This is a genomic window from Paenibacillus brevis, assembly GCF_018919145.1.
In the GTDB taxonomy this organism is placed as follows: domain Bacteria; phylum Bacillota; class Bacilli; order Paenibacillales; family Paenibacillaceae; genus Fontibacillus; species Fontibacillus brevis.
The window spans coordinates 114,596-141,144 of the sequence record NZ_JAHLQJ010000011.1 but is presented as its reverse complement, the minus strand read 5'-3'; the positions used below and the strand labels follow the sequence as shown (position 1 = coordinate 141,144).

The 26,549-nt window shown below is 49.2% G+C and carries 17 protein-coding genes; 1 reads left to right on the top strand and 16 read right to left on the bottom strand.

Annotated elements, in window-relative coordinates; translation table 11 throughout:
• Nucleotides 1-7: 7 nt before the first annotated feature.
• From KQJ23_RS14055 to adhE, 13 genes are all read right to left on the bottom strand, one after another.
• On the bottom strand, nt 8-811 hold the full coding sequence (locus KQJ23_RS14055; RefSeq protein ID WP_216479501.1) for a metal ABC transporter permease: 804 nt from the start codon (nt 809-811) through the stop codon (nt 8-10).
• A 101-nt stretch (nt 812-912) separates the two neighbouring features.
• Nucleotides 913-1,671, bottom strand: a complete 759-nt coding sequence (locus KQJ23_RS14050; protein WP_216479500.1) for a metal ABC transporter ATP-binding protein — start codon at nt 1,669-1,671, stop codon at nt 913-915.
• Nucleotides 1,672-1,706: 35 nt separating this feature from the next.
• Nucleotides 1,707-2,720, bottom strand: coding sequence for a metal ABC transporter substrate-binding protein (locus KQJ23_RS14045; RefSeq protein ID WP_216479499.1), 1,014 nt, complete (start codon nt 2,718-2,720; stop codon nt 1,707-1,709).
• A 383-nt stretch (nt 2,721-3,103) separates the two neighbouring features.
• On the bottom strand, nt 3,104-5,083 hold the full coding sequence (gene metG, locus KQJ23_RS14040; RefSeq protein WP_216479498.1) for a methionine--tRNA ligase: 1,980 nt from the start codon (nt 5,081-5,083) through the stop codon (nt 3,104-3,106).
• A gap of 338 nt (nt 5,084-5,421) precedes the next feature.
• Complete coding sequence (gene yidD / locus KQJ23_RS14035; RefSeq protein ID WP_044479143.1) at nt 5,422-5,667, bottom strand: membrane protein insertion efficiency factor YidD; 246 nt, start codon at nt 5,665-5,667, stop codon at nt 5,422-5,424.
• Nucleotides 5,668-5,829: 162 nt separating this feature from the next.
• On the bottom strand, nt 5,830-8,001 hold the full coding sequence (locus tag KQJ23_RS14030; RefSeq protein ID WP_216479497.1) for a stalk domain-containing protein: 2,172 nt from the start codon (nt 7,999-8,001) through the stop codon (nt 5,830-5,832).
• A gap of 214 nt (nt 8,002-8,215) precedes the next feature.
• Nucleotides 8,216-9,862, bottom strand: a complete 1,647-nt coding sequence (gene nagZ / locus KQJ23_RS14025) for a beta-N-acetylhexosaminidase (RefSeq protein WP_216479544.1) — start codon at nt 9,860-9,862, stop codon at nt 8,216-8,218.
• A gap of 25 nt (nt 9,863-9,887) precedes the next feature.
• The gene (locus tag KQJ23_RS14020) at nt 9,888-11,507 is read right to left on the bottom strand and encodes a response regulator transcription factor (protein ID WP_216479496.1); all 1,620 of its coding nucleotides are present in this window, start codon (nt 11,505-11,507) and stop codon (nt 9,888-9,890) included.
• Entirely contained in the window at nt 11,504-13,324 is a 1,821-nt protein-coding gene (locus tag KQJ23_RS14015; RefSeq protein WP_216479495.1) for a cache domain-containing sensor histidine kinase, read from the bottom strand. Before KQJ23_RS14015 ends, KQJ23_RS14020 begins: the two co-directional genes overlap by 4 nt.
• A gap of 39 nt (nt 13,325-13,363) precedes the next feature.
• Nucleotides 13,364-14,734, bottom strand: coding sequence for an ABC transporter substrate-binding protein (locus tag KQJ23_RS14010; RefSeq protein ID WP_216479494.1), 1,371 nt, complete (start codon nt 14,732-14,734; stop codon nt 13,364-13,366).
• Between the two features lie 209 nt (nt 14,735-14,943).
• On the bottom strand, nt 14,944-15,687 hold the full coding sequence (pflA, locus tag KQJ23_RS14005; RefSeq protein ID WP_216479493.1) for a pyruvate formate-lyase-activating protein: 744 nt from the start codon (nt 15,685-15,687) through the stop codon (nt 14,944-14,946).
• A 78-nt stretch (nt 15,688-15,765) separates the two neighbouring features.
• Nucleotides 15,766-18,036: a formate C-acetyltransferase gene (gene pflB / locus KQJ23_RS14000; RefSeq protein WP_216479492.1), complete on the bottom strand. Its 2,271-nt coding sequence runs from the start codon at nt 18,034-18,036 to the stop codon at nt 15,766-15,768.
• Between the two features lie 257 nt (nt 18,037-18,293).
• The gene (gene adhE / locus KQJ23_RS13995) at nt 18,294-20,909 is read right to left on the bottom strand and encodes a bifunctional acetaldehyde-CoA/alcohol dehydrogenase (RefSeq protein WP_216479491.1); all 2,616 of its coding nucleotides are present in this window, start codon (nt 20,907-20,909) and stop codon (nt 18,294-18,296) included.
• A 398-nt stretch (nt 20,910-21,307) separates the two neighbouring features.
• On the opposite strand from adhE, the gene KQJ23_RS13990 reads away from it, so the two are divergent.
• Nucleotides 21,308-22,024 carry a Crp/Fnr family transcriptional regulator gene (locus KQJ23_RS13990; RefSeq protein ID WP_044479150.1) on the top strand — a complete coding sequence of 239 codons (717 nt, stop codon included), beginning with the start codon at nt 21,308-21,310 and terminating at the stop codon, nt 22,022-22,024.
• Nucleotides 22,025-22,827: 803 nt separating this feature from the next.
• On the opposite strand, the gene KQJ23_RS13985 is transcribed toward KQJ23_RS13990, so the two are convergent.
• Genes KQJ23_RS13985 through nirB form a run of 3 tightly spaced genes read right to left on the bottom strand, consistent with a single transcriptional unit; the run spans nt 22,828 to nt 26,458 of the window.
• On the bottom strand, nt 22,828-23,628 hold the full coding sequence (locus KQJ23_RS13985; protein ID WP_216479490.1) for a formate/nitrite transporter family protein: 801 nt from the start codon (nt 23,626-23,628) through the stop codon (nt 22,828-22,830).
• A gap of 15 nt (nt 23,629-23,643) precedes the next feature.
• Nucleotides 23,644-23,991, bottom strand: coding sequence for a nitrite reductase (NAD(P)H) small subunit (locus KQJ23_RS13980; RefSeq protein ID WP_430522303.1), 348 nt, complete (start codon nt 23,989-23,991; stop codon nt 23,644-23,646).
• Between the two features lie 34 nt (nt 23,992-24,025).
• The gene (gene nirB, locus KQJ23_RS13975) at nt 24,026-26,458 is read right to left on the bottom strand and encodes a nitrite reductase large subunit NirB (protein ID WP_216479488.1); all 2,433 of its coding nucleotides are present in this window, start codon (nt 26,456-26,458) and stop codon (nt 24,026-24,028) included.
• Between the last annotated feature and the right edge of the window lie 91 nt (nt 26,459-26,549).

Genomic DNA, 26,549 nt, shown 5'->3' with positions numbered 1-26,549 from the left:
TTTTGCATCAGGTAGTGAATCCCCGCTTGCCGACCAAGGTAAGAATCAGCATGGCGATCAGCAGCAATACAATCGTAGCGCCAGGAGCAAGGTTCCAGACTCCCGCAATAACAAGCCCGGCAACGACCGCAATCTCAGCAATAATGACAGAGAATACCACCGACTGCCTGAAGCTTCTGGCAATAATGAGACTGCATGCCGCCGGAATCGTCAGAAGTGCGGACACCAGCAGCGCACCGACAATCTTGATCGCCGTACTGATCACCAGAGCGGTCATGACAGTGATGATCATATTCAACAGCTTGACCGGAAGCCCGCTGACCGCTGCAGCGTCTTCCTCGAAGGACAACAGGAACAGCTCTTTAAAGAATATGAAGACAGTGACGGCAACCAGAACCGTGACCGCTCCAACAACATACAGATCCGTCATATCCAGAGTATAAATACTCCCGAACAAATAGCCGACTACATCATTATTGTAACCCATCCCGAGCGTAAAGAACAATGAAGCTAACGCTACTCCGCCCGCCATGATCACTGCAATCGACAGCTCCGCATAGCCTTTATATGCCTTGCGGAGCTTCTCAATGGCAAAGGAGGCGAGCACGGCAAATATAATGCCCATCCCGATCGGATATACACCGGTCAAAAATCCCAGAGCAACCCCCGCTATCGTAACATGAGCCAAAGTATCGCCAATCATAGACAGGCGGCGCAATACAAGAAAAATGCCGATCAGGGGTGCCGTTAACCCGATCAGCAGACCTCCTGCCAGTGCGCGTTGAAAGAAATCCGCAGTAATAATCTCCAATTGTCACATCTCCTAATACCGGTTCTGCCTACATCCGTTCCTCTATCTTCGGCTTCTCGCAACCTTCTCGGTGCTGAAAATTCGACTTTTTGAACTCGAACTTAGAGAATCGAATGCTGCAGCCCGGGAATCTCGCAGTCCTGCTCATGCGAATGACGGGCATAAAATTTAATGCCCCCGTAAGTGTCCCGGGGCTCCTTACCCAGCTTGCCCTCGATCATCTCGATATCATGCGAGACCATCAGGAAGGTCATCTGATGATGAGCATGCATATGGAAAATCAATTCAAAGAAATCCGCCTGGGTCTGCGCATCAATACCAACCGTAGGCTCATCCAGAATAAGCAAATCCGGCTGATTGATCAACGCACGGGCCAGAAATACCCGTTGCTGTTGTCCGCCGGACAATTGTCCGATCCGTTTATTCGCCAGATCACTAATATGCATGACTTCCATCGCCTCAGCCAGCTTGCGCCGGTCCTCCTGATGAACTCTCTTAAAAATCTTCTTGTTGCTGTACAGTCCAGACAGTACTACCTCCTGTACCGTAGCCGGAAAGAGCGGATTAAAGGCGTTCTTCTGCGGCACATAGCCGATCCGCTCCCAATCCCGAAAGCTCCGTACCGGCTGCCCGAACAGCATGATCTCCCCGTTCGTCGGACGAAGCAGGCCTACAATCATCTTCAGAAGCGTAGTCTTCCCTGCTCCATTGGAGCCGATAATCCCGACGAAGTCCCGTTCCTTGACGACCAGGTTCAGTCCTGAAATGACCTGCTGGTCCTGATAAGCGAACGAAACCTGATTCAATTCAATAATATGTTGATGACATGCTTCTCCTGTAACTCTGGTAAGGGATGTCATAAAGATCCCATCCTTCCTGCTGAAAATCCCATCCTTTATTGTAGAGCGAGCTTGAGATTTTGCAAGTTCTTTTCCATTAATGTGAAATAGTTGTCCCCGGCCTTCTCCTGATCCTTCGTCAATCCTTCCACCGGATTCAGCACCATGGTCTCTACCCCGGCTTCAGACGCCAGTGTCTTTGCGAGACGGTCGGATACCAGTTCTTCAAAGAAGATATATTTGATGCCCTCTTCCTTCACCAGCTTCGACAGCTTGACCAAATCCTGGCCGCGCGGCTCGGCATCCGGAGACAATCCCATAATCGCATGCTGTGTCAAGCCATAATCTCGGCATAGGTAGCCGAATGCCTGATGGGATACAACGATTTCCTTCTTGGCCATGCCTTCAAGCTCCGAAGTGAATTTGACATCCAGCGCATCCAACTGCTCAGCCAGTTTGTTATATCTGGCCTCATAGTTCGCTTGATGTTCAGGGTCCGCTTCAATAAAGCTGTTCTTCATATTCTCAGCCATAATCTTTGCCGATTTCGGACTGACCCAGGTATGCGGATCAATATGGGTAGCATCATGGTCATGCCCTTCATTACCCGCTTCGTGCCCGTGATCCTCATCATGTTCCTCCTCAGCAGCCTCTCCGTGTCCATGGCCATCATCCTCATCGGTATAGATCAGCTCGATCCCCTGAGACACCTCGACCGTCTTCACTTCACTGTCATTGCCCAGACCCTTGAGAAAATTCGGTACCCAGCCTTCAAGACCGGCACCATTATAAAAGAACAGCTGCGCTTTCGACGTATTTAAAATATCCTGGCTTCGTGGAGTCCAGTCGTGCGGTTCAACGCCGGTCGGCAGCAGATTGATGACGTTAGCATCCTCTCCTCCAATCGCCTTGGCAAATTCGTAGATCGGATAGAAGCTTGTGACAACATTCACCTTACCTTCCACGATTCCATTATCCTGACCCTTCCCGCATCCTGCCAGCAAAAGCAGCATCGCGAATCCTAGTATCAGCGTGCTTGTGCGTCCTTGTATATAATGCCTTTTATGCATATTGGTTCTCTCCTTTTTATCTCTCAACCTATTTAATCGTAATGATTACTAATACGATTATAGAGATCACCTTCTGCCCTGTCAACCTTAATTCTATGCAAGTCGAACTAATGACTCTACATTGGAGGCAACATGTGAAGTGTTCTTACGATCGCTGTTGTTCGCGGATTTCTCTAACTGAACTAAGCCAGCCTAGGGGTAGAAATCCACTCCGCACTTATGCCTTTTCTATGTAGCTTCTTTAATCCAACTGATATAGTATTCCATTACGAACAAGATCACAAACCTTACGCCACGGTGACCCGGAAGATGTAGATAACAAAAATAAACCCGGAGACAAGGGATGCGGACCGCACCCTTGCCCCGGGCAGCTTATAGCTTCTTTATTTCACAATCGCTCCGTTCGGCATACTGTCCGGTACCGTTGCGAGTGTCAATTGATCTCCTTGAGAGGCAGCCAGAATCATGCCCTGCGACAATTCTCCGCGCAGCTTTACCGGCTTCAGGTTGGTCACGCAAATCACCTTGCGTCCAACCAATTCCTCCGGCTTATAATGCTTAGCAATGCCTGAGACAACCTGGCGCTGCTCAAATCCGAGATCAAGCTGCAGCTTTAGCAGCTTGTCTGCCTTCGGCACCGGCTCGCAAGCAACAACCTGAGCCACTCGAAGCTCGACCTTGGCAAATTCGTCAATACCGATTTCTTCCTTCAACTCCGGCTTCTCCTCAGCCTCTTGCGGCGCCTCAGCTTCTGGCTTGGCTGTCTCTGCAGCTACCGCTCCGCCGGCCATGGAGCTGGAAATAAACTCGATTTCCTGCTCCACTTCAAGCCTTGGGAAGATCGGCTCCGCCTTGCCGACCTTGGTTCCGCCGGATATGACGCCAAGCCGCTTTGCGCTATCCCATTCCGTCCATTCGCCTGCAGAAATGCCAAGCTGGCTCCAGATCTTGGCCGGAGCCTCCGTCAGGAACGGCTGCAGCAGAATCGATGCGATCCGCAGCGATTCAACCAGATGCGCCATAACAGAAGCCAGTTCCTCCTGCTTGGATTCATCCTTCGCCAGTACCCATGGCTGGGTCTCATCAATATACTTATTGGTGCGGCTAATAAATGCACCGATTGCAGATAGAGCCACGGAGAACTCCAGGTTTTCCATAACCTCTTCTACCTTGCTGACGGTCTCAAGCGCCAGCTTCTCCAGCTCCGCGTCAAAAGCAGTAACACCTGCTTTAAACGCAGGAATAGTCCCATCGAAATACTTTCCGATCATTGCAACCGTCCGGTTGAGCAGATTTCCCAGATCATTGGCCAGATCGGAGTTCACACGCTGCACGAAGCTTTCCGGCGTGAAGGAGCCGTCAGCACCGAAAGGAACCTCACGAAGCAGGTAATAGCGAGTTGCATCCAGTCCATAACGGTCGATCAACACAACCGGGTCCATAACATTTCCCTTCGACTTGGACATCTTGCCGCCTTTCATTAGCAGCCAGCCATGTCCAAAGACCTTCTTGGGCAGCGGCAGGTCCAGAGCCATCAGCATAATCGGCCAGTAAATCGTATGGAACCGGACAATTTCCTTGCCGACCAGATGCACATCTGCCGGCCAATAACGGTTAAACATCTCTTCATTTTCGCTGCCGTAGCCGAGTGCCGTTATATAATTTGATAGAGCATCAATCCATACATAGACGACATGCTTCGGATCTCCCTTCACCTTAACGCCCCAATCAAATGTTGCCCGGGATACGGCAAGGTCTTCAAGCCCTGGCTTGATGAAGTTGTTGATCATCTCATTTTTGCGGGATTCCGGCTGAATAAATCCGGGATTATCTTCGTAGTACTGAAGCAAACGGTCCACATACTTGCTCATCCGGAAGAAGTAGCTCTCTTCCTTCACCAGCTCTACCGGGCGTCCGCAATCCGGACAATTGCCGTCCACAAGCTGACGCTCCGTGAAGAACGATTCACACGGGGTACAATACCAGCCTTCATATTCGCCTTTATAAATATCTCCCTGCTGCACCAAACGGTCAAAAATGTCAGCTACCGCCGTTTTATGGCGCTCTTCCGTAGTACGGATGAAGTCATCGTTTGAAATATCGAGCTTCTTCCACAAGTCCTTAATACCGGCCACAATATCATCCACGAATTGCTGCGGTGTCTTGCCAGCCTTAAGCGCATTGCGTTCAATCTTTTGTCCATGCTCATCCGTTCCGGTCAGGTAGCGCACATCATATCCTCGCAGCCGTTTGTATCGGGCGATGGCATCCCCGGCCACAGTCGTATAGGCATGGCCAATGTGAAGCTTGTCGCTCGGATAATAGATCGGAGTCGTAATGTAATACGTCTTTTTTGTTGACATGTCTTCATCTCCTTGATTTCAGAAAATAAAAAAACCCGCCCCTCTATGGGACGAGATTGCTCACGTGTTACCACCCAAATTCCCCGTCACCTTACGGCTGCGGGCTCGGCAGGTCAATGATTGACCGCTCCAGTAACGCCGGATTAAGCGCCGCTGCCTCACCTCCACAGAACTCCAGGATGGCTCAACAGCAGTTCTCCAGGACCATCTTCCAAAGCGGCTCCAGACCGGTTTTCAGCTTCCCCGGCTCTCTTTAGCTGGCGCACTTTCTCTGTACTTATCCGTTCATCGAATCTGTATCGAATATGATCTAATATTAAGAAACTCCCCACAACATGTCAAGGGGCTGCGTCCTTTTGCCGCTTCGGCGGAACCGGATCCAGCCCGCCCGGATGAAAGGGATGGCATTTAGCAATTCGTCTTGCGGCCAGGTAGCTTCCCTTCAATGGCCCATGCACTTCTATTGCCTCTAATGCATAAGCCGAGCAAGTAGGATAAAAACGGCAGGTCGGCGGCTTTAGTGGAGAGATGAATTTGCGGTAAAAGCGAATTGGAGCCTGAAAGCTCCGTCTGACAAGCTTCATTTTGTGCATCCTCCGTTCAAGACTGTCCAGCTTCTCAGCCTTCTTCCTAATAATGCCGCACTTTTCGCGCAGCGTCAACGAAGCCGGCCCCCTGAAATGGGGGCCGGCTTCGTTAATAAATATGTGTTCAATACGTACAATCATTAGTTCAACTTATATCATCTATTTCTTCGCAGGCATTTGCTGAAACAACAGATTGACCGACAGGTTGCTTCCCGGAGCAGCGGTGAATACCAGATTCAAGCTCTGCTCATAATTACCTGTGCGGAACAGAACCGCAGTTTCGTTCGGTGCATTCAATCCGGTTGTGGAAGACAGCGGAACCTGAACCCCGTTCACCAGAATCCAGCCGGTATAGAATCCACCGCGTGGATTGAAGGTAACCAACGTGTTCGGTGCAACCCGCTTCAATGTAATATTGTACACGACACCGAAGTTTCCGGCATTCAGAACAGGCTCAGCCCCAGACATCGTATCTTGCCCTGGAAGGAACGGATCGCTTGAGTTGTCCCCGAGCAGCAATCTTACAGGCGTAAGACCAATCTCTTCGGAATATTCAATCGTTCTGGTAGCATCCATAAATGTTCCGCGGTTATGAACATCACGCGGCAGCAAGCTCAGGTAAGGCAGCGATACCATCGGATCCTTATCAGCGCCAACCATAATTACATCATATTGAAGCGTAGAGTCGCTGTACAAATCTGCAAGCAACGAGATGACATCCCCATTTTTCATGGTAGATGCGCTCAGCTCGTTCAGGATGATCTTGCTCTCTCCCGGAGCAATCCAGATATCCTTGTACTGGTTTCCGGTCTGCATGGAATCATAATAGCGCTGAACGGATGCCTTGCCCACTCCGGTTGCATATTGATTCGGTCCGGCAAAGCCCAGGTTATTCTGGGTCAGACGGGCGCTAACATCGTTATGGTTAGTAGCAATTACGTACATCTTCACATTTTTGCCGGTAGCATTCGCATGGTGAATCATAAACCGGGTAGTGCCAAAAGCTGTCTCCCGATACAGTACACCCTCGGAATAAACCGTCTCCGGGCTATTGCTCCGGATGAGCGTAGTTACATTGGAAGTATACGAATAAATAACCTTGTCCCAGCTCGGAACCGCTTTTCCGTCGAATACATATTTTTCTCCGACCGGAGTATAGATTTGGTTGAATTCATCCCGCGTATAGAGGGTTTCATTCGTAATCGTAATTGTCTTCTCGATCGTCGATGTAAGACCAAATACGTTCACTACGGTCAGTTGAATCGTCACCTGACCCGGATTGAAGAAGGCAAGCTGCTTGTTCGTCCAATTGCGGTCCTTGATCCCTACCTCATCCGTACTATTATCGATATAAGTGATCAGTTCACCCATCTTGTAAGTATCTTTATCCGTTGTAAAATTAGCTACTGGAGGAGTATGCGGCTTCACAACGGTAATCGTCAGGGAGAACGGATCACTCCATTGTCCGCTTGCATCCTGGACCCGGTAGGTTACCACGTAGTTGCCCGGCGTCATGAACATTTCCTGGCGGCCCTGCCACTCTTCGCTGACAATCTGCTGGCCTGTAGGAGAAGATGACTGAGGCAAGTATTGAACTACCGTCTCTCCGGAAATAACCTCTTTATTCCCAATTGTAAAGCTAGCTACCGGTTTAGTAGATAGATTCATAATAACGCGTTTACCCTTTTGGTCCCAAGTATACGGAATGTCCAGGGCTTGAGTAATCGCAGTCAATGGCACCATGAAATTATTCTGAACCGAATAGGATTTGCCGCGCATGGTGGAGGTAACGCCGTTTACTTTATAGCTTGTCGTATTCAGCTTGAAGCGTAGCTCATCGCTGCCGCGGACAATAATGGTTTCCTTGGTCTTGCTATCGTAGGAGATTTGAAATCCGGCCCGCTCGACAATCGCCCGGATCGAGACGTAGGATACTCCATCCTTTACTTCCATGGGATAATTAGCGAGGTATTCTACACCATTAAGATACATTTTCTTGCTGTTCATCAAAAGGATCAATTCACCGCCGCTTGAAGAAGTAACCCCGGAAATGACGGCTCCTTCATTGGACGCTCCCCCTGTTGCGGGCTCTCCCGCTTCACCTTCAACTGTCCCGGCACCCTCAGTATCCGGATCAGTCACTGGATCTGTTGAGGAAGCCTCCTCACCGGAATCGACCTGAGACTGCTGCTCATATGTCGCTTCGGTAATCGTCGTCTCATTTGCCGAATTGGAGACCGGTACATTCTCCTCTGCACTTGCAGGCAAAGCCAAAGCAGCTACCTGCGAAGCAGCCAAAATCGTAGTTATAAGCATTTTTTTGAAATTCATGCTGGCAATACTCCCTCTCTCCCCCATTTTGGAACCTTCTTCTGTAGACTCATATACTTTAAACGCATATTCCCGGAAAAAGTTTCTACAAATATCATAGCATGTAAGCACAAGCATCGGACAATAAGTTCCGTATTCACGCAAAAGCCGGCACAAACCGCGTTATAGCGCGCGATTCTGCCGGTTTTGGCTTTGCAAGTATTGCCTGAAATTATTAATTAAGAGGGTGACTATAGCCTGCAGGGTAGCTGCTGTTCAGACCAACAGGCAGAACGCCGGTCGGCTTCAAACGACCTGTAATCATTTTAGCCAATGCATCCAGAGCGTAGGAACGATTTTCATAGAGACACAGATAGGTTTCTGCCTCAGGGAATTCATTAATGTCATAAGGATTCCGTGTCGATACTGCAACAACCCGGTCGTCATGAATCCGGCACAGCTCTTGAACTAGCTGCTTTTGACCTTCGGGCAGTGCTCCTTCTGCGGTATAGGTTACAACTGCAATCTGATCAAAGGCCAGGCTTGCCTTCAACACCTGTTCCAGCTCTTCATCCTCCGGATACGTGCCGATGACCGCCAGTTCCACTTGAACTCCGCATTTTTCCAATGCATCAGCAAGGGTGTAGCGATGAACTGCCGGTTCATCGACCTCGGTCCGATGCCGAAGCTCCGGCCAGACAACAAGCACCGGCTTTGCTGCATCCAGCGGGAAGTTCAAGCCCTTCTTCACCAGAGTCACGCTTTTCTCGGCAATTTGCGTGAGGAGGGGAACTCGTTCCCCTTCCGGAGTCAAGGGCATCTGAACAGGATCTGCAAGGACTTCCTTCCCTGAGTCAAAGGTCGGCGTCCCTAGTCTTTGCTCCTTCAGCCGAAGAACTCGTTCTACCGATTGATTAATCCGCTCCTCGGTAATTCTGCCCTCTTTAACTGCTGTCTTTACGGCCTCAATAGCTGCAATCTGATCCCTCAGCGTATGGCTCACGAGCACGAGGTCCGCTCCGGCTTCAATCGATTGGACAGCCCCTTCGGCAATTCCGCTCTCCTTGGAAATCGCATGCATCTCCAGACAGTCCGTGACGATAACCCCCTGATAGCCCAGCTCGGTTCTTAGCAAGTCCGTCAGTACCTTCCGGGATAACGTAGCCGGAATACCATCCGGCTCGAATGCCGGGAAGATAACATGTGCAGTCATTATCGCATCAACCCCGGCCGTGATTGCGTGACGGAAAGGCAATAATTCAACGGCATTCAGACGCTCCTTATCGTGAGGCACCGAGGCAAGGCCTCGATGTGAGTCGACTGCCGTATCCCCATGTCCGGGAAAATGCTTGGCCGTAGCAATCACTCCCTGCTGCTGATAACCTGTAATTGCGGCCACACCATGCTCAGCTACCTTTAGCGGGTTCTCCCCGAACGAGCGTACTCCGATGACGGGGTTCGCCGGGTTATTATTCACATCGATGCACGGCGCGAAGTTGAAATTAATGCCGAGATCCAGCATTTCCTTGGCTGCAAGCCGTGCTGTAGCTTCGGTTAACGACAGATCATCGGCTGCGCCAAGAGACATGTTTCCCGGAATCCGGCTCATGCCCTCATGATCCAGACGAGCAACCATCCCGCCCTCCTGGTCAATGGCAATGAACAAAGGAACATCCGCATGGTTCCGCGGAAGACGCTGCAGAGCGGAGGAAAGCGCGGCGAGTTGCGGTACAGACTCAATATTGCGCCGGAAATACACCGTCCCCCCGACATGGTAATCCTTGACCAAGGTCAAAATTTGTTCATCCGTCTCAAGACTATGGAAACCACAAATAAACAATTGACCTATTTTTTCCTCTAACGACCAGGCCGATTCATTCAATTTCAAGCCTCTCACCTCTTATAATTTAGGATACGGATGATTCCCTGGAACGGTATTCCGAGGGCGTCATTCCGGTATATTTCTGAAAAACCTTCGTAAAGTATCTTCGTTCCTGATACCCGACAATAGCTCCGATGCTGGTAATTGATTTACTGCTGCTTTGGAGCAAGGTCTTGGCTGTTTCGATTCGCTGCCGTGTCAAATATTCAACAAACGTCTCTCCGAAGTGATTTTTGAACAACAGACAGAAGTAACTGCAGCTAATTCCTAAATAATCGGAAATATCCTCGATCCCAAAGTCTTTGCCGAGATGCTGCAAAATGTAGTTCTGTGCTGTCATCATGAGGGTCTCCGAGGACTTCTTGGCCGCCAGCGAATCTCTGGACTGATCAAGCATTGCCAGAATAACCGCGAGCAGTTCCTTAAGGCTGAGCGATCCCTGAAGCAGCGCCCAAACCTTCTTCTCTTGGTCCGCAGCCAGCATTTGCAATTCACGCATCTCTCGAAGCAGATGAATAAGCAGATAATGGAGGAGCTTCTCTGCGTGACCGCCCGAGCTTTCAACGGAGTGGGCGATATAATGCTTAAGCTCGGAGGATACGCGAAGCAACATATCCGAATTGCCGTTTCTTAGGCCATTCGTCATTAATTCCGTGAATCGCCATCCTTGCATCCCGTTGTCTTCACTATCATTTTCCTGTATCTCATTCCGCTCAGACAGCAAGCTATTCGCATCCACAATCCATTCATCAGGGGAATGCAGGATAAACAGCTTCTGCATCCTCTGATAAAGAGCAGGCAGCTCACGCAGGGGAACAGACTCCTGCTTGACACACATCCGCAGGCTTAGCTCGGGCTGCGTCTCCCGGACCTCGTTCATCAGCATGGTATGCATTTCTGCGAGCTGTTCGCGGGTCACGCTCTGCCATTCTGCAGAATGCAATACCAGACACCATTCGCCCTCTCTCACTTGCAGCACCATGCAATTGGGTACAAGCCCCCTGAAAAGCTCGGTCAACACCCGCTTAATATGTACATTCCAGGTTTTTCGTTCATGTGAAGTCCAGGACAGCGAGCAACGAGCATAGTCTTCCAGATCCAACAGCAGCATTCCGTCAACCGAAGGCTGTTCGCCTCGCTCATCCTCTGGCAGCCATTGTATCCTCTCGTCTGTCATTTGGCCTAGTAAGGCATGCAGCATATAATTTTCGTTAAACATCATTGCCGCCTGTTCCAGCCACTCCTCCTTGTTCTGCTTCCTTCTGGCTTCACGGATATGGGCAGCGATGCTCCTTACCACATCCTCCAGCTCAAAGTAATTGATCGGCTTGCAGATATAGTCTTTCACCCCGTACTTGATGCCTACCCGGGCATACTCAAACTCCTGATAGCCTGTCAGCAAAATAATCTCACTGTTCAGCTTGCACTCCCTGGCCTTCTCGATGAATTCCATCCCATCCATCACCGGCATTCGGATATCGCATAGGATTAAGTCCGGCGCATGCAAGACGGCGGCTTCCAGCGCCTCCACTCCGTTTCTGGCCAATCCCACAATCTCGAAGCCCATGTCCTCCCAGGGCAATACCTTCGACAGATTGTTTAAAATATGAACTTCATCATCCACCAACAGTGCCTTCAGATTCATCCCTGATCACCCGATTCTGTTATTGGAATCACACACTGGATTATCGTACCTTCTCCGGGCTGCGAGCAGATAAACAGACCATAACGGCTTCCATATTGCAGCCTTAACCGGTCATGCACACTTCTCAGCCCAAGCCCCCTCCGCTCATGATTGGGATACACAGAGACGGAATGAAGATCTAAGTCAGGGTCGGCATACTGAATGGAGGACAGCTGTTTGCCTGTCATGCCGATCCCATTATCCTCGACCTGGAGCACCATGCTATTATTCCGCAGCATGCCTGTCACTTTAATCCGTCCCCTGTAATTGATGCCCTCAAAGCCATGCTGGATGCTATTCTCTACCAATGGCTGAAGCGTCAGCTTCATCACCTTGCAGCTCATCATGCTTGCCGGAATATCAATCTCATAATCGAACAGCTCTTCAAAACGGAATTTTTGAATCTCAAGATAGCTCCGGAGATGCTCTACTTCAAGCCCAAGGCGAATCTCTTCCTTGTCCTGAATACTGATCCGAAGAATGCTGGCCAGCCGCACCACCATCTCGCTGACCTTTCGCCCCTCATTCTGCACGGCCAGCACATTAATCGACTCTAGCGTATTGAACAGAAAGTGAGGCTTGATCTGCGCCTGCAGCACTCTTAGCTCTGCATTGGCCTTCTGGAGCTGCTCCTGTTTGACTTGATGGAACAGTTCATTAATCTTCTCCATTTGGCTGTTAAAGCCTTTCTGCAGTAGCAGAAGCTCATCATCGCCCTTCTCATCTACCCTGGCATTCAGATCGCCGCTCTCAACCTTTCTCATAAAGCGGACTATAACCCCAATGGTCCCTGTAATCCGGTTCATAAAGAAAATATTAAAGAGCATAGCGGTAACAACACATATGAGAATAATAGCTACAAACCACTTGGAAAACGTCGTAACCTCTTGGGACAAATAGTGCCATGACGTTACAGACACCAGCTTCCAGTTATATTCCTTCAAATGATAGATGGAAATGACGCTTTCCTCATTCTCGAATTTCCCCTTAAAGCTGGAATACTCTGTGATTGCCGAGAGCCTGGACTGAATATTGGAATCCAGCGTCTCGCCGCTTAGCTCAGACTGGAAGTCGTAAAGCACCTGACCATTGTCATTGACCAAAAAGAAACGGGTATCCTGCATCCTGCTCCCGATCGTCAAGTTACGGTAAATACTTTCAAACTCCCAATTTTTAATCTGAACCACTAACACGCCCACCTTGCGAAACGTACCCAGGTCCTTAATCAGGCGAATCTGGGTGAACACATCCTCCGATCCGGTTAATTCGGGATACTCGTGAGGCGCTATCCATTTGGGAACCCCATTTAGGGACATCACTTCCTGATAGAGGGGATGTTCCTTGAATTGCTCATAGGGCAAGGTCTCGAAGTTTTCTTTATTAAAGATAGAAATGACATTAGAATCCCCGGTTCCATGCACATTGTACAAAAAAGCATAGTCAATTGCGGGGTGGCTATACAGTAAAGAACGGAAGTTGCGCTGATTTGCATTCAGTTCCAACTGGCTTGCGGCCGTTAAATCCTGGGAATCAGGATCCTGGGAGCTGAGCGCTTCCTGGAAGACCCCTGTGGCGATGCCGTTGTCCGTGACATTATCCATCTCCTGAAATATATTCTTGATGCTGTAGCCAATGGCCTTGAGCGAATACTCCGCCTGCTGGCTATACTTGGTCTCAATTGAATTGAATGTAACCAGAAAGGTAATAATGCCGAGCACGAACAGCGGAATGATGACAAGCCCAAGGAAGGCGGTAAACAGTTTGATTCGCAGGTTCATAGCGTTTATCTCCCGAATTCGTAGTACGCTTGCTTTGCTCTATTCGAGCGCATTAGCCGTATTCTGAACGGCTTGAATGTGCTCCAGCATCTTAGCCGGTTCAATCTCGCCGCCGATGATCTGCTGTATGCCTATGCTCAGCGCCGTATTCACCTCGGCTTGTACAAGCGCATCATATGCCGGAAAGGACAATTCAATTTCACTTACCGCCGTGAAAATATCCTGCATCAGCGCATCGTTAGATGTTGTCTTCATCTGCTCCAGATCCATCTTGATAGCCGGCAGCACGCCGTCTTCCTTCAGCCCGCGAAGCTGCATCTCCTCGGTCCACATATTCTTGATAAAGCTCTTTACGGCAGCCAGCTTCCGGGGATCGTCAGCAACCGCACTGGAGAAACCATAGCCATTATTCGCATCCCGCATGACCACAACGGGATCCCCTTTCTTCAATGGGGGCATATTGAAAAATCCGATTTTACCCGCCATTGCTCCAGCCTGAGTCGGATCTCTGAATACCGAGTTCGCCCAGGAGCCGTCCATCATCATGATCGCTTCTCCCGTAATGATCTGGTTCCTCATATCCGCATACTCAAGGCCCAGCTCCCCTTTTTTGAAGTAGCCCTTCTCCACCCATTCCTTATGCTTCGCAATCGCCTTCACCATCTTTTCATCATTCCACTGGCTCTCGCCGGTCATAAAGCCATAGGTAATTTCCGGGCCGGCATAGTATGACCATAGATTATTCGTTGTCATCAGAGGGATCCAGGCATCCTTGGAGGCCTGGGCAAACGGAATTTTGCCATCAGCCTGGATCTCTTCGGCCAGCTTGTCAAGCTCATCCAGCGTTTGGGGGATCGATAGCCCTTTTTGCTCAAAGTATCCTTTATTATAGAAATAACCTTCAATGGATCCGCCGATCGGCAGACCGTATATTTTACCATCCAGTGTAAATGAAGCCAGGGTTGTAAATTTGTCCTTCAATCCCAGCTCATTCAAAATTTCTGAAAGATCAAGCATCAGGCCCTCTCGGGCATAGAGCTGAGCCTCCGGGCTGCCGAACACATCAAATACATCCGGCGGTTTGCCTGCAGCCATCTCTCCCCTCAGCTTCTCCTTACGGTTCACCTCGGAGTCGACTGCATCCAATCTGATTGTCAGTCCGGGCACCTCCGCCTCCGTCTTGGCAACGACCTCCTCAAGCAGTGCAAGCCGGAACTTCTTGGAATCCCCGACCTGGGTGTGGCGGATCGTAATCTCGAACGGCTCATCGCTACTCAAAGCTTCGTTATTGGCAACCGGACCTTGATCTTCGCTTTCCGATGCTGGGTCACGAGAATCATTGCAGCCCGCAAGCAAGGTAGAAAAAGAGACGATAAGCAGCAGGAGAAGCGGAAGTATGCCTTTCTTCATCTTTCTATGACCCCTCCTGAATTTAGAGTTACTACCCCTTATTATAGAAAACGATTTCAAATCCGTCAGGAGGTTATTTTTCTATATCAGGGATAATTTCTTCTTATCAACAACAAGAAAGCGGTTAAACCTGACATCTACAGTCAAGCTTAACCGCTATCGCTACACTTCTCAATATTATATGTGATTATAACTGACGCTGATGAAGGCTAATTCATAATCACTTCTGCCTGCTGACGACCCTTCTCGATCGTGGCATATGCCCAATCCACTTGTTCCGCTGTCGGGGAAGGCACGCCTTCCAACGGGTAAGCCCAGCCAAGCTCCTGCCATTTGTATACACCCATTTGATGATAAGGGAGAATCTCCAGCTTCTCTACACCTTGAAGACCGCCGATGAATCGGCCTAAGCGGACCAAATCCTCTTCCTCATCATTAATGCCGGGTACAAGCACATAACGGATCCACATGTTCCGATGATGACTAGACAGCCATTCAGCCATTCTCAGCATCCGGTCATTGGGCTTACTAGTCAATTTGATGTGCTTCTCATTATCGATGTGCTTCAAATCAAGAAGAACCAGATCCGTTACATCAAGAAGATCCTTGATCTTGTCGCCTTCGTTATAACCATTCGTATCCAGCGTGGTATGCAAGTTCCAGCGCTTCTTGACTTGACGGAACAGCTCGGTAACAAAAGGAGCCTGCAAGGTTGCTTCTCCTCCCGATACCGTCAAGCCGCCGCCGGAGGAGCGGTAGTAGGTGAGGTATGGCTCAATTTCCGCCAACACCTCATCTACGGTCATCTCCTTGCCATCCGTCAAGCTCCATGTATCCGGGTTATGGCAATATTGGCATTTCAGCAGGCAGCCCTGCATGAAGAGAACGAAACGAATACCTGGTCCATCTACCGTTCCGAAAGTTTCCAATGAATGTATGCGACCTTTAAGCATCTTTCGTCACCCTTTCCAGTTAGGCTGCCTCAATTCATACTATTGAACAGCATTTATTACGACTCTACCCGAAGTTCCTTACATCGAACCGTGGAAGGTACGGTTGATCACGTCGAGCTGTTGCTCACGAGTCAATTTGATGAAGTTAACAGCATATCCGGATACGCGGATGGTCAACTGAGGGTAGTTCTCAGGATGCTCCATAGCGTCCATCAGTTGCTCACGGTCAAACACGTTGACGTTCAGGTGATGCGCATTGCTGCCGAAATATCCATCCATCATCGATACAAGGTTGGATTTGCGGATTTCCTCTTCTTTACCGAGCGCCTTAGGCACGATCGAGAAGGTATTCGAGATACCGTCAAGGCTGTGCTCGTAAGGCAGCTTCGCTACCGAGCTAAGCGATGCCAATGCACCCTTCTTATCGCGGCCGTGCATTGGGTTCGCACCAGGAGCGAACGGCTCGCCTGCTTTACGTCCATCCGGGGTAGTACCTGTCTTCTTACCGTACACTACATTGGAAGTAATGGTCAATACGGATTGTGTAGGCAGGGCATCACGGTAAGTCTTATGCTTGCGGATCATTTCCATGAAGGATTCAACCAGGCTAACGGCAATTTGGTCAACACGGTCATCGTTGTTACCGTAGCAAGGGAATTCGCCTTCTGTTTCGAAGTCGACAGCAATGCCCTGTTCATTACGGATAACCTTAACCTTGGCATGTTTGATCGCGCTCAAGGAGTCGGCTGCAACCGACAGACCCGCAATACCGCAAGCCATCGTACGGAGAATGTCACGGTCATGCAGCGCCATTTCAATCCGTTCGTAGCAATACTTATCATGCATATAGTGAATGACATTCAATGTGTTTACATAGGTCTTAGCCAGCCATTCCATCATCGGCTTGAAGCGTTTCATCACTTCATCATACTCAAGGTATTCGGAAGTAATTGCAGGGTATTCAGGACCGACTTGCGCGCCGGATTTTTCATCCTTACCGCCGTTGATCGCATACAGCAAGGCTTTAGCCAGGTTCGCCCGCGCTCCGAAGAACTGCATTTGCTTACCGATCTTCATTGCGGATACGCAGCAAGCGATACCGTAGTCGTCACCGTAGATCGGACGCATCAGGTCGTCATTTTCATATTGGATCGAGCTGGTTTCGATCGAAACCTTCGCACAGTATTTTTTGAACGCTTCAGGCAATTGCTCGGACCAGAGAACAGTCAGGTTCGGTTCTGGAGCAGGGCCCAGGTTGTACAGGGTATGCAGGAAGCGGAAGCTGTTCTTCGTTACCAATGTCGATCCGTCTACAGCCATACCGCCGATCGATTCTGTAACCCAAGTAGGGTCGCCGCTGAACAGATCATTATATTCAGGAGTACGCAGGAACTTAACGATACGAAGCTTCATAACGAAATGGTCAACCAGTTCTTGAGCTGCTTCTTCAGACAATGTTCCTTCAGCCAGATCGCGTTCGATGTAAGCATCCAGGAAGGAAGATACACGGCCCAGGGACATTGCAGCGCCGTCTTGCTCTTTAACTGCAGCCAGGTAGCCGAAGTATACCCATTGGAAAGCTTCCTTCGCATTTTCAGCAGGTCTGGAAATATCAAAACCGTACATTTGTCCAAGCTGCTTCAGTTCGTCCAGCGCGCGGATTTGTTCGGAGAGCTCTTCGCGAAGACGAATGACAGCTTCATCAATAACGTCAACCTCAAGGCTGTTCAGTTCGTTTTTCTTTTGTTTGATCAGGAAGTCTACACCGTACAGAGCTACACGGCGATAGTCGCCGATGATCCGGCCGCGGCCGTAAGCATCCGGAAGACCTGTGATGATACCGGCCTTACGAACGGCTCTCATCTCGGAGGTATATGCATCAAAAACGCCTTGGTTGTGGGTTTTACGGATATGTGTAAACAGTTCAACAATTTCTTCCGGCAAATCAAAGCCGTATGCCTTACAGGAATTGAGAACCATATTTATGCCGCCGAAAGGATGAATAGTACGTTGGAACGGCTCATCCCCTTGAACACCGACGATTTGTTCCTTAGCTTTGTCAAGGTATCCAGGCTTGTGGGATGTAATCATGGATGGCTTGTGAACATCTACATCCAGCACGCCGCCCGCTTCTCTTTCTTTCTTCGTGAGATCGGAGATGATATCCCACAGTGATTTAGTATTGTCCGTTGCGCCTTCCAAGAAGGATTCGTTACCTTCATATGCGCTGATGTTGTTCTCGATGAAATCGCGGGTGTTCACTTCTCTCATCCATTTACCTTTTTTGAAGCTTCTCCACGCCGATTGTACTTCTTGTGTTTTTTGAACTTCTTTTTCAATCACCGACATCTTTATTCCCTCCATTTATAGTTTAAAGTACGCGGGTTGAAGGTTATATATCCGCGCCTTGTGATCCCTAAAATTTGTGATACTTTTCACATTTCTGACACTGGTAAGCCTCAGCGAATAAATTTTATATCCACCGTACTTACCTTTTCTATTAGGGATCATTTATAGCTTTATATTATAATAATCCCCATATAAAGATTGTGACAAATATCACTTTCGAGGTGATATTTGTCACTTTTTTCATCTTATTTGTTCACTTATTCTTCAAATCTTCCGTAGAAGGCATCACGGTAAACTTCCGCCAGCTCCGTAACCAATGGCAGCTTAGGATTGGCTGTTGTACATTGATCTTCAAAGGCGCGGTCTGCCAGATAATCTACCCGCGATTCGAAGTCGCTTGGGTCAAATCCAAGCTCCTGGAAGCTTGCAGGAATACCAAGCTTCTTGTTCAGATCACGGATGGCGTTGATCAGACTCTTCACGCCTTCTTCTGTTGTACGGGCAGGCAATCCAAGAATCCGGGCGATTTCTGCATAACGTTCGTCTGCTATAAAGTTAGTATATTTAGGCCATGCGGCGAACTTGGTAGGCTTTTTCGCATTGTAGCGAATGACATGCGGCATCAGGATGGCATTGGTACGTCCATGAGCGGTATGGTACTGCCCGCCCCATTTGTGCGCAAGGCTATGGTTGATGCCGAGGAATGCATTCGCGAATGCCATCCCTGCGAGCGTCGAAGCGTTATGCATTTTTTCGCGAGCCAGCTTGTCGCCAGTCAGCGCCGATTTCTCCAGGTATTGGAACACCAGTTGGATGGCCTTAATTGCAAGTCCGTCCGTATAGTCATTAGCCATTACCGATACATACGCTTCAATCGCATGTGTCAATACGTCCATCCCTGTATCAGCAACCGCTACTTTAGGCAAGCTATATACAAATTCAGGATCGATGATCGCCACGTCCGGAGTCAGCTCATAGTCTGCCAATGGATATTTGGTGTTGCCATTGATCTTATCGGTAATAACTGCGAACGGCGTTACTTCCGAGCCTGTACCCGAAGTCGTAGGAATGGCTACGAATTTTGCTTTTTGGCCCAGACGAGGGTATTTGTAAGTCCGTTTGCGGATATCCATGAATTTTTGCTTCAGGTTGTGGAAATCTGTATCCGGGTATTCATAGAACAGCCACATACCCTTGGCCGCATCCATTGGCGATCCGCCGCCGAGAGCGATGATGCAATCCGGTTGGAATTTAGCCATCAGTTCAGTACCGCGTTCAACCGTAGTTGTCGACGGATCCGGCTCTACATCCGAAAATACTTCAATCGCTACCGGCGTTTGACGTTGACGGAGATAGTGCTCCACTCTTTCTACATAACCCAGTTTAACCATCATTGGGTCCGTTACAATCAATACGCGGCTGATATCCGGCATTTTAGCAAGATATTGGGTCGAATTTTTCTCGAAATAGATTTTATCCGGCACTTTGAACCATTGCATATTCACGGTACGACGATTCACCCTTTTCACGTTGATCAGATTGATAGCCGTTACGTTCGACGATGTCGAGTTGCGTCCATAAGATCCGCAGCCGAGCGTCAGGGACGGCAGGTTCGTATTGTAGATATCACCGATACCGCCTTGCGACGAAGGCTGGTTCACCAAAATCCGGCAGGTAGGCATGCTGTCCGAGAACTTCTGAATAATCTCTTCATTATTAGAATGAATAACCGACGAATGCCCCATGCCTCCGAATTGAACCACTTCCAGCGCACGTGCGATGCCTTGTTCAGCTGTTTTCACTTTGTAGCAGGCCAATACCGGGCTCAGCTTCTCAGCCGACAGCGGGAATTTAGGTCCTACGCCTTCGATTTCAGCGACAAGAATCTTCGTTCCTGCAGGTACGTCGATACCGCACATTTCAGCGATTTTCACAGCAGGTTGGCCTACGATGCTTGGATTTACTGCACATTTATCAGCAATGATAGCTCCGGCAGTCAATTTTGCAGCCTCTTCCTTATTAACGAAGTAGCAGCCGTTTGCGATCATTTTCTTCTTCACTTGGTCGAAAATAGGTTCTTCAATAATAACCGCTTGCTCCGAGGCACAGATCATGCCATTGTCAAACGTCTTCGAGAGAATCAAATCGTTTACCGCTTGATCCAGGTCGGCAGTCTTCTCAATGAAGCAAGGCACGTTACCAGGACCTACGCCGAGCGCCGGTTTGCCGCAGCTGTAAGCCGCTTTAACCATCGCGGATCCGCCGGTTGCCAGGATGCAGGCTACGTCAGGATGATTCATCAGCGCATTGGTGCGGTCCATGGAAGGATTCTCGATCCATTGAATACAATCTGCAGGCGCGCCATGCTTCACAGCGGCTTCGAGCAGAATCTTGGCAGCTTCCGTACTGCAGCGTTGTGCAGATGGATGGAACCCAAAGATAATCGGGTTGCGTGTCTTGATCGCGATCATCGCTTTAAAGATGGTAGTGGATGTCGGGTTGGTTACCGGCGTAATCCCCATGATAATGCCGACAGGCTCAGCGATCTTCTGGAAGCTTTCATAAGGATTATCTTCAATCACGCCGACGGTCTTGTTGTATTTGATGCTGTTGTGGATATACTCCGTTGCAAACATGTTCTTGATAATTTTGTCTTCGTATACGCCGCGTCCGGTTTCTTCAACCGCCATCTTAGCAAGGTACATATGCTTGTCGAGTCCTGCCAGTGCCATAGCCTGTACGATCTGGTCGATTTGCTCCTGAGTCATGCTCATGAACGCTTCGGATGCTTTCTTCCCCTTGTCGATCAATGTCTGGATGTAGTCTTGTGCGGTAGGCTCCGTGTTTGCTTTCACTTCGTTTTTAACGGCCATTTCTCTCATCCTCCTAAGGTGGAATGGACAACTCCTTATGTTAGTGATTTTTTTCACTTAGGAGTGTGTCCTAATGAAGCTTTGCGCTTCTCTTTATGGTTAAAGCATATCACAGCTTTTTTAGTTTGTATAGTGAATTTTTTCACGTACTATAAAATAAATGAAAACTTTCAATAGAATGTTCGAATTTTCAGTTGTAATTTACAATTTTTGTCTTTGACTCCTTATTCTTTTTCTTGTATTGTGAGAAATATCATTTCACCATTAAAGTGAAATTAGTCACAATGTTGAAATTTCGACACTTTTTAAGGACTTCTATGCGTCTCAAAACTCTAAAAAAGTTATATAATTAATTTAAAATTTTCAGAAAAATTTGGAACACAAAGGGGAAATCCATAATGAGCGAAATGATGAGCGTCACTCTGCCCCGCGGCAATACGAGCTGTTTTACCGAGCAAAACTTCAACCGTCTCCTTGTCACGATGAAAGAAAAAGCGTACCCTGAGGGAACGCATCTTTTCTGGGAAGGCGACTTTTCCGATAAACTATTTTATGTTAAACGCGGGCGTGTCAAGCTGACCAAGTCTACCGATGAAGGCAAAGAACTGATCCTCTACATGTACGGCCGCGGAGATATGGTGGGTCAGGCGGATCCTTTCTTTAGCACCAAGCACAGCTTCACTGCCGAAGTCATTGAGGACAGTGAGGTTGGCGTTATCGAGCAGAAGGATCTGGAGATCATGATCTGCCAGCACTGCGATTTTGCGATTGATTTCATGAAATGGATGGGCATCCATCACCGATTGACACAGACGAAATTCCGCGATCTGATGATGTACGGGAAGCCGGGCGCGCTTTGCTCTACCCTGATTCGTCTAAGCAATACTTACGGTGAACAGCATGGTGAGAACATTCTGATCAATAAGAAAATCACCCATACGGATTTGTCCAATATGATTGGCGCAACCCGTGAAAGCGTCAACCGGATGCTGAGTGATCTTCGTAAAAAAGATGCGCTGGAGTATGATAACGGCATGATTGTTATCAAGGATCTGGTAATGCTGCAGGATATTTGCCACTGCGAGCTCTGTCCGAATGAAATCTGCCGGATCTAATCTCTTCAATGCTGCCGGACTTAACTTAACGTGCTACTTTAAAAAGGGCCTTCCCAACAGCGGGAGGCCTTTTTTCTGTTAGTGCGCAATCAATACACGGAGAGCGGTTAAACATTAGAGGGCGAGTTAAGGGGGCAACGTGTGAAGAGTTGCTACGATCGCTGTTGTTCGCGGATTTCTTTCATTATGACGCTCTATGCTTCCGAAGCAGCTTTCTTACAGAAAGCTTTTACCTTCACACTTATGCCCCGGCTACTTCGCCCTTGCAGTTTAACTACAATGCAGTTTGCATATAGCTGCGCCTTACGCTGCACTGCAATAAGCTTGTTGCTTGGGGCATCACGCAAGCAGGATACAGCTCGCCGCAATTAACATTGCGCTCCAATCCCACGATGCTCCTGCCTTGCGCCGAACTTCGCCTGACCAACACTCCAAGCTATTTCGGCATGTGAAGCAGGAAGCAGCGCGACTGATGCAGTGATGCATAGAGTGTCTTCTGCCATATAGCAGCCGTATGGCGGCTATATCAGTACTATATTGCATCGCGGCACATGTAAAGCCGAGCTCAAGAGTCTGCGTAATAAGGGTATAAGTGTGAAGGTTGCTGCAGAAGCGAAGCGTTCGCCTTTGTAAGCGGATTCCTGCAAATTCTGATTGTATTCAATCAAAGAATCCGCGAACAACAGCGATTGAAGGCGACCTTCACATGTTACCCCCAGTACGGAGAAACGTCAGCCTACCTCACATTCACTGCGCTCTCGCGATCATAAGCACACTTCACACGTTCCCAGTGCACAGATCACTTAAGCCGCTTTACGTGCTTTCTCCTTCTTGCGAACCGGTGAGATGAACCAGTAAGCCATGCCGACGAAGATAGCGCCCCCAACGATATTGCCGAGTGTCACCGGAATCATATTATGCAGCCAGCCGGCCAGCGTAACGGTATCCGGGTGATTAGGCAGCAGCAAGGAAAGGCTGAGCAGCGTCATATTCGCTACGCTGTGCTCATAGCCGCTTGCGATAAAGGCATAGAGACACCACCAGATCAGAATCAGCTTGCTGATATCATCCTTGGCCCGATTGCTCATCCAGATCGCGAGACAGACGAGCCAGTTACACAAAATGCCGCGGAAGAACAATTCCATGACCGGGGCTCCCATCTTCTTCGCGGATGCGGCAAAGATCAGATGCTCCGGCCCCGCAGCCTTGAATAGTCCGGTTCCTACGATCAAGAGGCTGAGAACAACAGCCCCTGCAAGATTTCCGAGGAATACCAGCGTCCAGTTCTTCGCGGTATCCCCGATTGTCGTTCTTCCCGCTAAGGTGCTTGCCGTAAAGAACATGTTATTGCCGGTAAACAACTCGGAGCCTGCGAAGATAACCAGGGTCAGGGCAATCCCGAAGGACATGCCCATCACCATGGGCTGAAACGGTGACTTGACTGCTGCAAATGGTGCGCCTACCGAAAAGATCAGAATAATTCCGAGTCCGACATAAGCGCCGGCGAGCATGGCTGCCACCATATATCTTGACAGACTCTCGTTCATCAGATCTCTTTTTTTGACCGCGGCTTCTACGATGGCTTCAACATTTTGTGTAAACATGGAGATCCCCTCCGTCTATGTCATTTGGAGCTGCTGTTCGAATGCGATCCATACTTGACCGTTCTCCACCTTCACCCGGCACATGCTAGCTTGGCCCGTATCGGGAGCCTGCACCAATCCGGTAGTCAAGTCAATCTTCCAGTCGTACAGCGGATCATATAAGTAATGTCCGGACAAGATCCCTTCCGCAAGCGGTCCGCCCTTCGGATGCGGGCTCTGGTTCAAAGCGGCAAAGATCCGTCCATCGGAAAGCGGAAAGACGGCAATTTCCTGTCCGTTGATTTCCACGACCCGTCCAATCTGCAATAGAAACTCATCGACTGACCCCGCAGCATAGAATTGAAGACTGTTCTCTTTCTCCATGTTCATATTTCATTTCTCCTCTCCATCTCACAATTTACAGCTGATTGCTCATTTCCAGGCGATTGTACAGCTTCTCCCGATGCTCCGTATCATTCAGCATCTTCTTCCAAGGGTCTTCTACCTGCTGAAGCGCGAACTCGATTCGTTCCATCAATGCCTTCCGGTTCTCGTGATCATCAACGACATTCGCTTTAATCGCATCTAATCCGATTCGTTCCACCCACTCCGAGGTTCTCTCTAAATAATTGCCGCTCTCACGATAATACTGCATAATTGCGCCAACGATTTCGATCAGCTCATCATCCGTCTTCACCTTGCAGAGCGGATCTGCAAGACGTGCCTTGATCCCCCCGTTCCCGCCGACAAAGATTTCCCATCCGCCATCATTTCCGACGATTCCGATATCCTTCGTGCACGATTCCGCGCAGTTCCGCGGACAGCCGTTAACTGCCATCTTGAATTTGGCCGGGAAATCAAGCCGTTCGAACTTGCGCTCCAGAATCGCGCCCATCCCCATGGAATCCTGGGTTCCAAAGCGGCAGAACTGTGAGCCTACGCAGGTTTTTACGGTACGGAGCGACTTGGCATAGGCATAACCGGAAGGCATATCCAGCTCTTCCCATACCTTAGGCAGGTCTTCCTTCTTCACGCCGATCAGGTCAAGGCGCTGACCTCCGGTTACCTTGACAACCTTCACATCATACTTCAACGATACATCTGCAATGCGCTTGAGTTCTTCTGGCGTTGTAACTCCGCCATACATCCGCGGCACGACTGTATATGTCCCGTCCTTCTGGATATTGGCCGCCATCCGCTCGTTAACGAAGCGGGATGGCTTCTCGTCCTCATGGGTGTCAGGATACAGCATTCCAAGGTAGTAGTTCAGTGCCGGACGGCATTTCGAGCATCCCTCCGGTTGGCTCCAGCCCAGTACATTCATGACTTCCTTCGTCGTCTGCAGGCCCTTCTCCTGAATCTCTGCCACGATTTCATCCCGGCTTAAGGTCGTACAGCCGCAAATACCCTGCTTGGTAGCCGCAGTAAAGCCGTCGCCAAGCACATATTGTAAAATCTGCTCTACGACTGGCTTACAGCCTCCGCAGGAACGGGTTGCCCCGGTACAAGCCTTAATTTCGTCGACAGTAGTCAAGCCTTGATTGGTAATGACATCTACAATCGTTCCTTTGGTTACCCCATTACAGCCGCAGACGATCTCTTCATCCGGCATGGTCTCAACAGCAGCTGTCTTCTTTCCTCCGCCGCAGCAGCCTGTACCCATCAGAGAAGCATACAGCTCGTCGGTCATCTCTGCTTTGTTCTTCACCAGCTTCTGAAGCTCATTTGCATCATCAATATCACCGAATAACACTGCGCCTACGATGATACCGTCCTGCAGCAAGATTTTCTTGTAGGTGCGTTTCCAGTCATCTTTATTGGAAATAACCGTATGCTCCGGTCCATCGATAAATGCGCCGGTCGAGAACACATCAACACCTGATATTTTCAACTTCGTGGACATGACGGATCCCTCATAAGGGGCGGTATCCACTCCACAGATATGCTTAGCAAGAATAGAGCCTTGTTCAAATAGAGGCGCCACCAGGCCGTAACAGGTTCCCCGGTGCTCGGTGCATTCACCTACGGAATAGACACCTTCCATAGAAGTTTGCATATAGTCGTTCACTACGATTCCCCGATTGACGGTAATCCCGCTTTCACGGGCTACAGCTACATTCGGCTTTATTCCGACTGCCATCACAACGAACTCCGCTTCCAGTACCGTATCGTCGGCAAATCGCAATCCGCTGACCCGGGCATCACCCAAAAGCTCGGACGTTTGCGCACCCATCTTAAACTTAATGCCTTGACGCTCCAGCTCTGCCTTCAACATGGATGCAGCCTGATGATCAAGCTGACGCTCCATTAAGTCTTCCATCAGGTGAACCACTGTGACGTCCATCCCCAATTGAACAAGACCCTTTGCTGCCTCCAGCCCAAGCAAGCCCCCGCCGATAACGGCTGCCTTACGGTAGGATTTTGCCGCTTCCAGCATCTGATTGCAATCTGCGATATCCCGGAAGCCGACAACGCCCTCTTTGTCACTGCCTGGAATCGGCAGAATAAATGAATTCGAGCCTGTCGCGATTAACACCTTGTCATAAGGAACTCTCATGCCCTGCTCGGTCACGACTTCCTTACTCTGCTCATCGATTCTGGATACAGCCGTACCCATATGGAGCTTAATGCCGTTATCTTCATACCAATGCAGATCATTTAGGACGATATCATCGATGGTCTTGCTTCCTTCAAGCACATAGGACAGCATGATCCGGTTATAGTTCGGGTGAGGCTCGCTCCCGAAGACCGTGATATCGAATTTCGTAGTCAACTTTAAAATTTGCTCCACGGTGCTGATTCCGGCCATCCCGTTGCCTATTACCACCAGTTTCTCTTTTGCTGCGTTCATCGTAGAACTACCTCCTCAACATCGTTGTTCTCTATTGGAGCTCCGCTCCTTCAACCTACAAATTACACAATTGAAATTTTGAATTAATTGT

Coding starts and splice junctions, on each gene's coding strand:
- pflA (WP_216479493.1), bottom strand. CDS start 15,687: ATGCTTAAAGGTCGCATACATTCATTGGAAACTTTCGGAACGGTAGAT.
- KQJ23_RS14015 (WP_216479495.1), bottom strand. CDS start 13,324: ATGAACCTGCGAATCAAACTGTTTACCGCCTTCCTTGGGCTTGTCATC.
- KQJ23_RS14045 (WP_216479499.1), bottom strand. CDS start 2,720: ATGCATAAAAGGCATTATATACAAGGACGCACAAGCACGCTGATACTA.
- metG (WP_216479498.1), bottom strand. CDS start 5,083: ATGTCAACAAAAAAGACGTATTACATTACGACTCCGATCTATTATCCG.
- KQJ23_RS14020 (WP_216479496.1), bottom strand. CDS start 11,507: ATGAATCTGAAGGCACTGTTGGTGGATGATGAAGTTCATATTTTAAAC.
- KQJ23_RS14030 (WP_216479497.1), bottom strand. CDS start 8,001: ATGAATTTCAAAAAAATGCTTATAACTACGATTTTGGCTGCTTCGCAG.
- nirB (WP_216479488.1), bottom strand. CDS start 26,458: ATGAACGCAGCAAAAGAGAAACTGGTGGTAATAGGCAACGGGATGGCC.
- yidD (WP_044479143.1), bottom strand. CDS start 5,667: ATGAAGCTTGTCAGACGGAGCTTTCAGGCTCCAATTCGCTTTTACCGC.
- adhE (WP_216479491.1), bottom strand. CDS start 20,909: ATGGCCGTTAAAAACGAAGTGAAAGCAAACACGGAGCCTACCGCACAA.
- KQJ23_RS14050 (WP_216479500.1), bottom strand. CDS start 1,671: ATGACATCCCTTACCAGAGTTACAGGAGAAGCATGTCATCAACATATT.
- KQJ23_RS13985 (WP_216479490.1), bottom strand. CDS start 23,628: ATGTTTACACAAAATGTTGAAGCCATCGTAGAAGCCGCGGTCAAAAAA.
- KQJ23_RS14010 (WP_216479494.1), bottom strand. CDS start 14,734: ATGAAGAAAGGCATACTTCCGCTTCTCCTGCTGCTTATCGTCTCTTTT.
- KQJ23_RS13990 (WP_044479150.1), top strand. CDS start 21,308: ATGAGCGAAATGATGAGCGTCACTCTGCCCCGCGGCAATACGAGCTGT.
- pflB (WP_216479492.1), bottom strand. CDS start 18,036: ATGTCGGTGATTGAAAAAGAAGTTCAAAAAACACAAGAAGTACAATCG.
- KQJ23_RS13980 (WP_430522303.1), bottom strand. CDS start 23,991: ATGGAGAAAGAGAACAGTCTTCAATTCTATGCTGCGGGGTCAGTCGAT.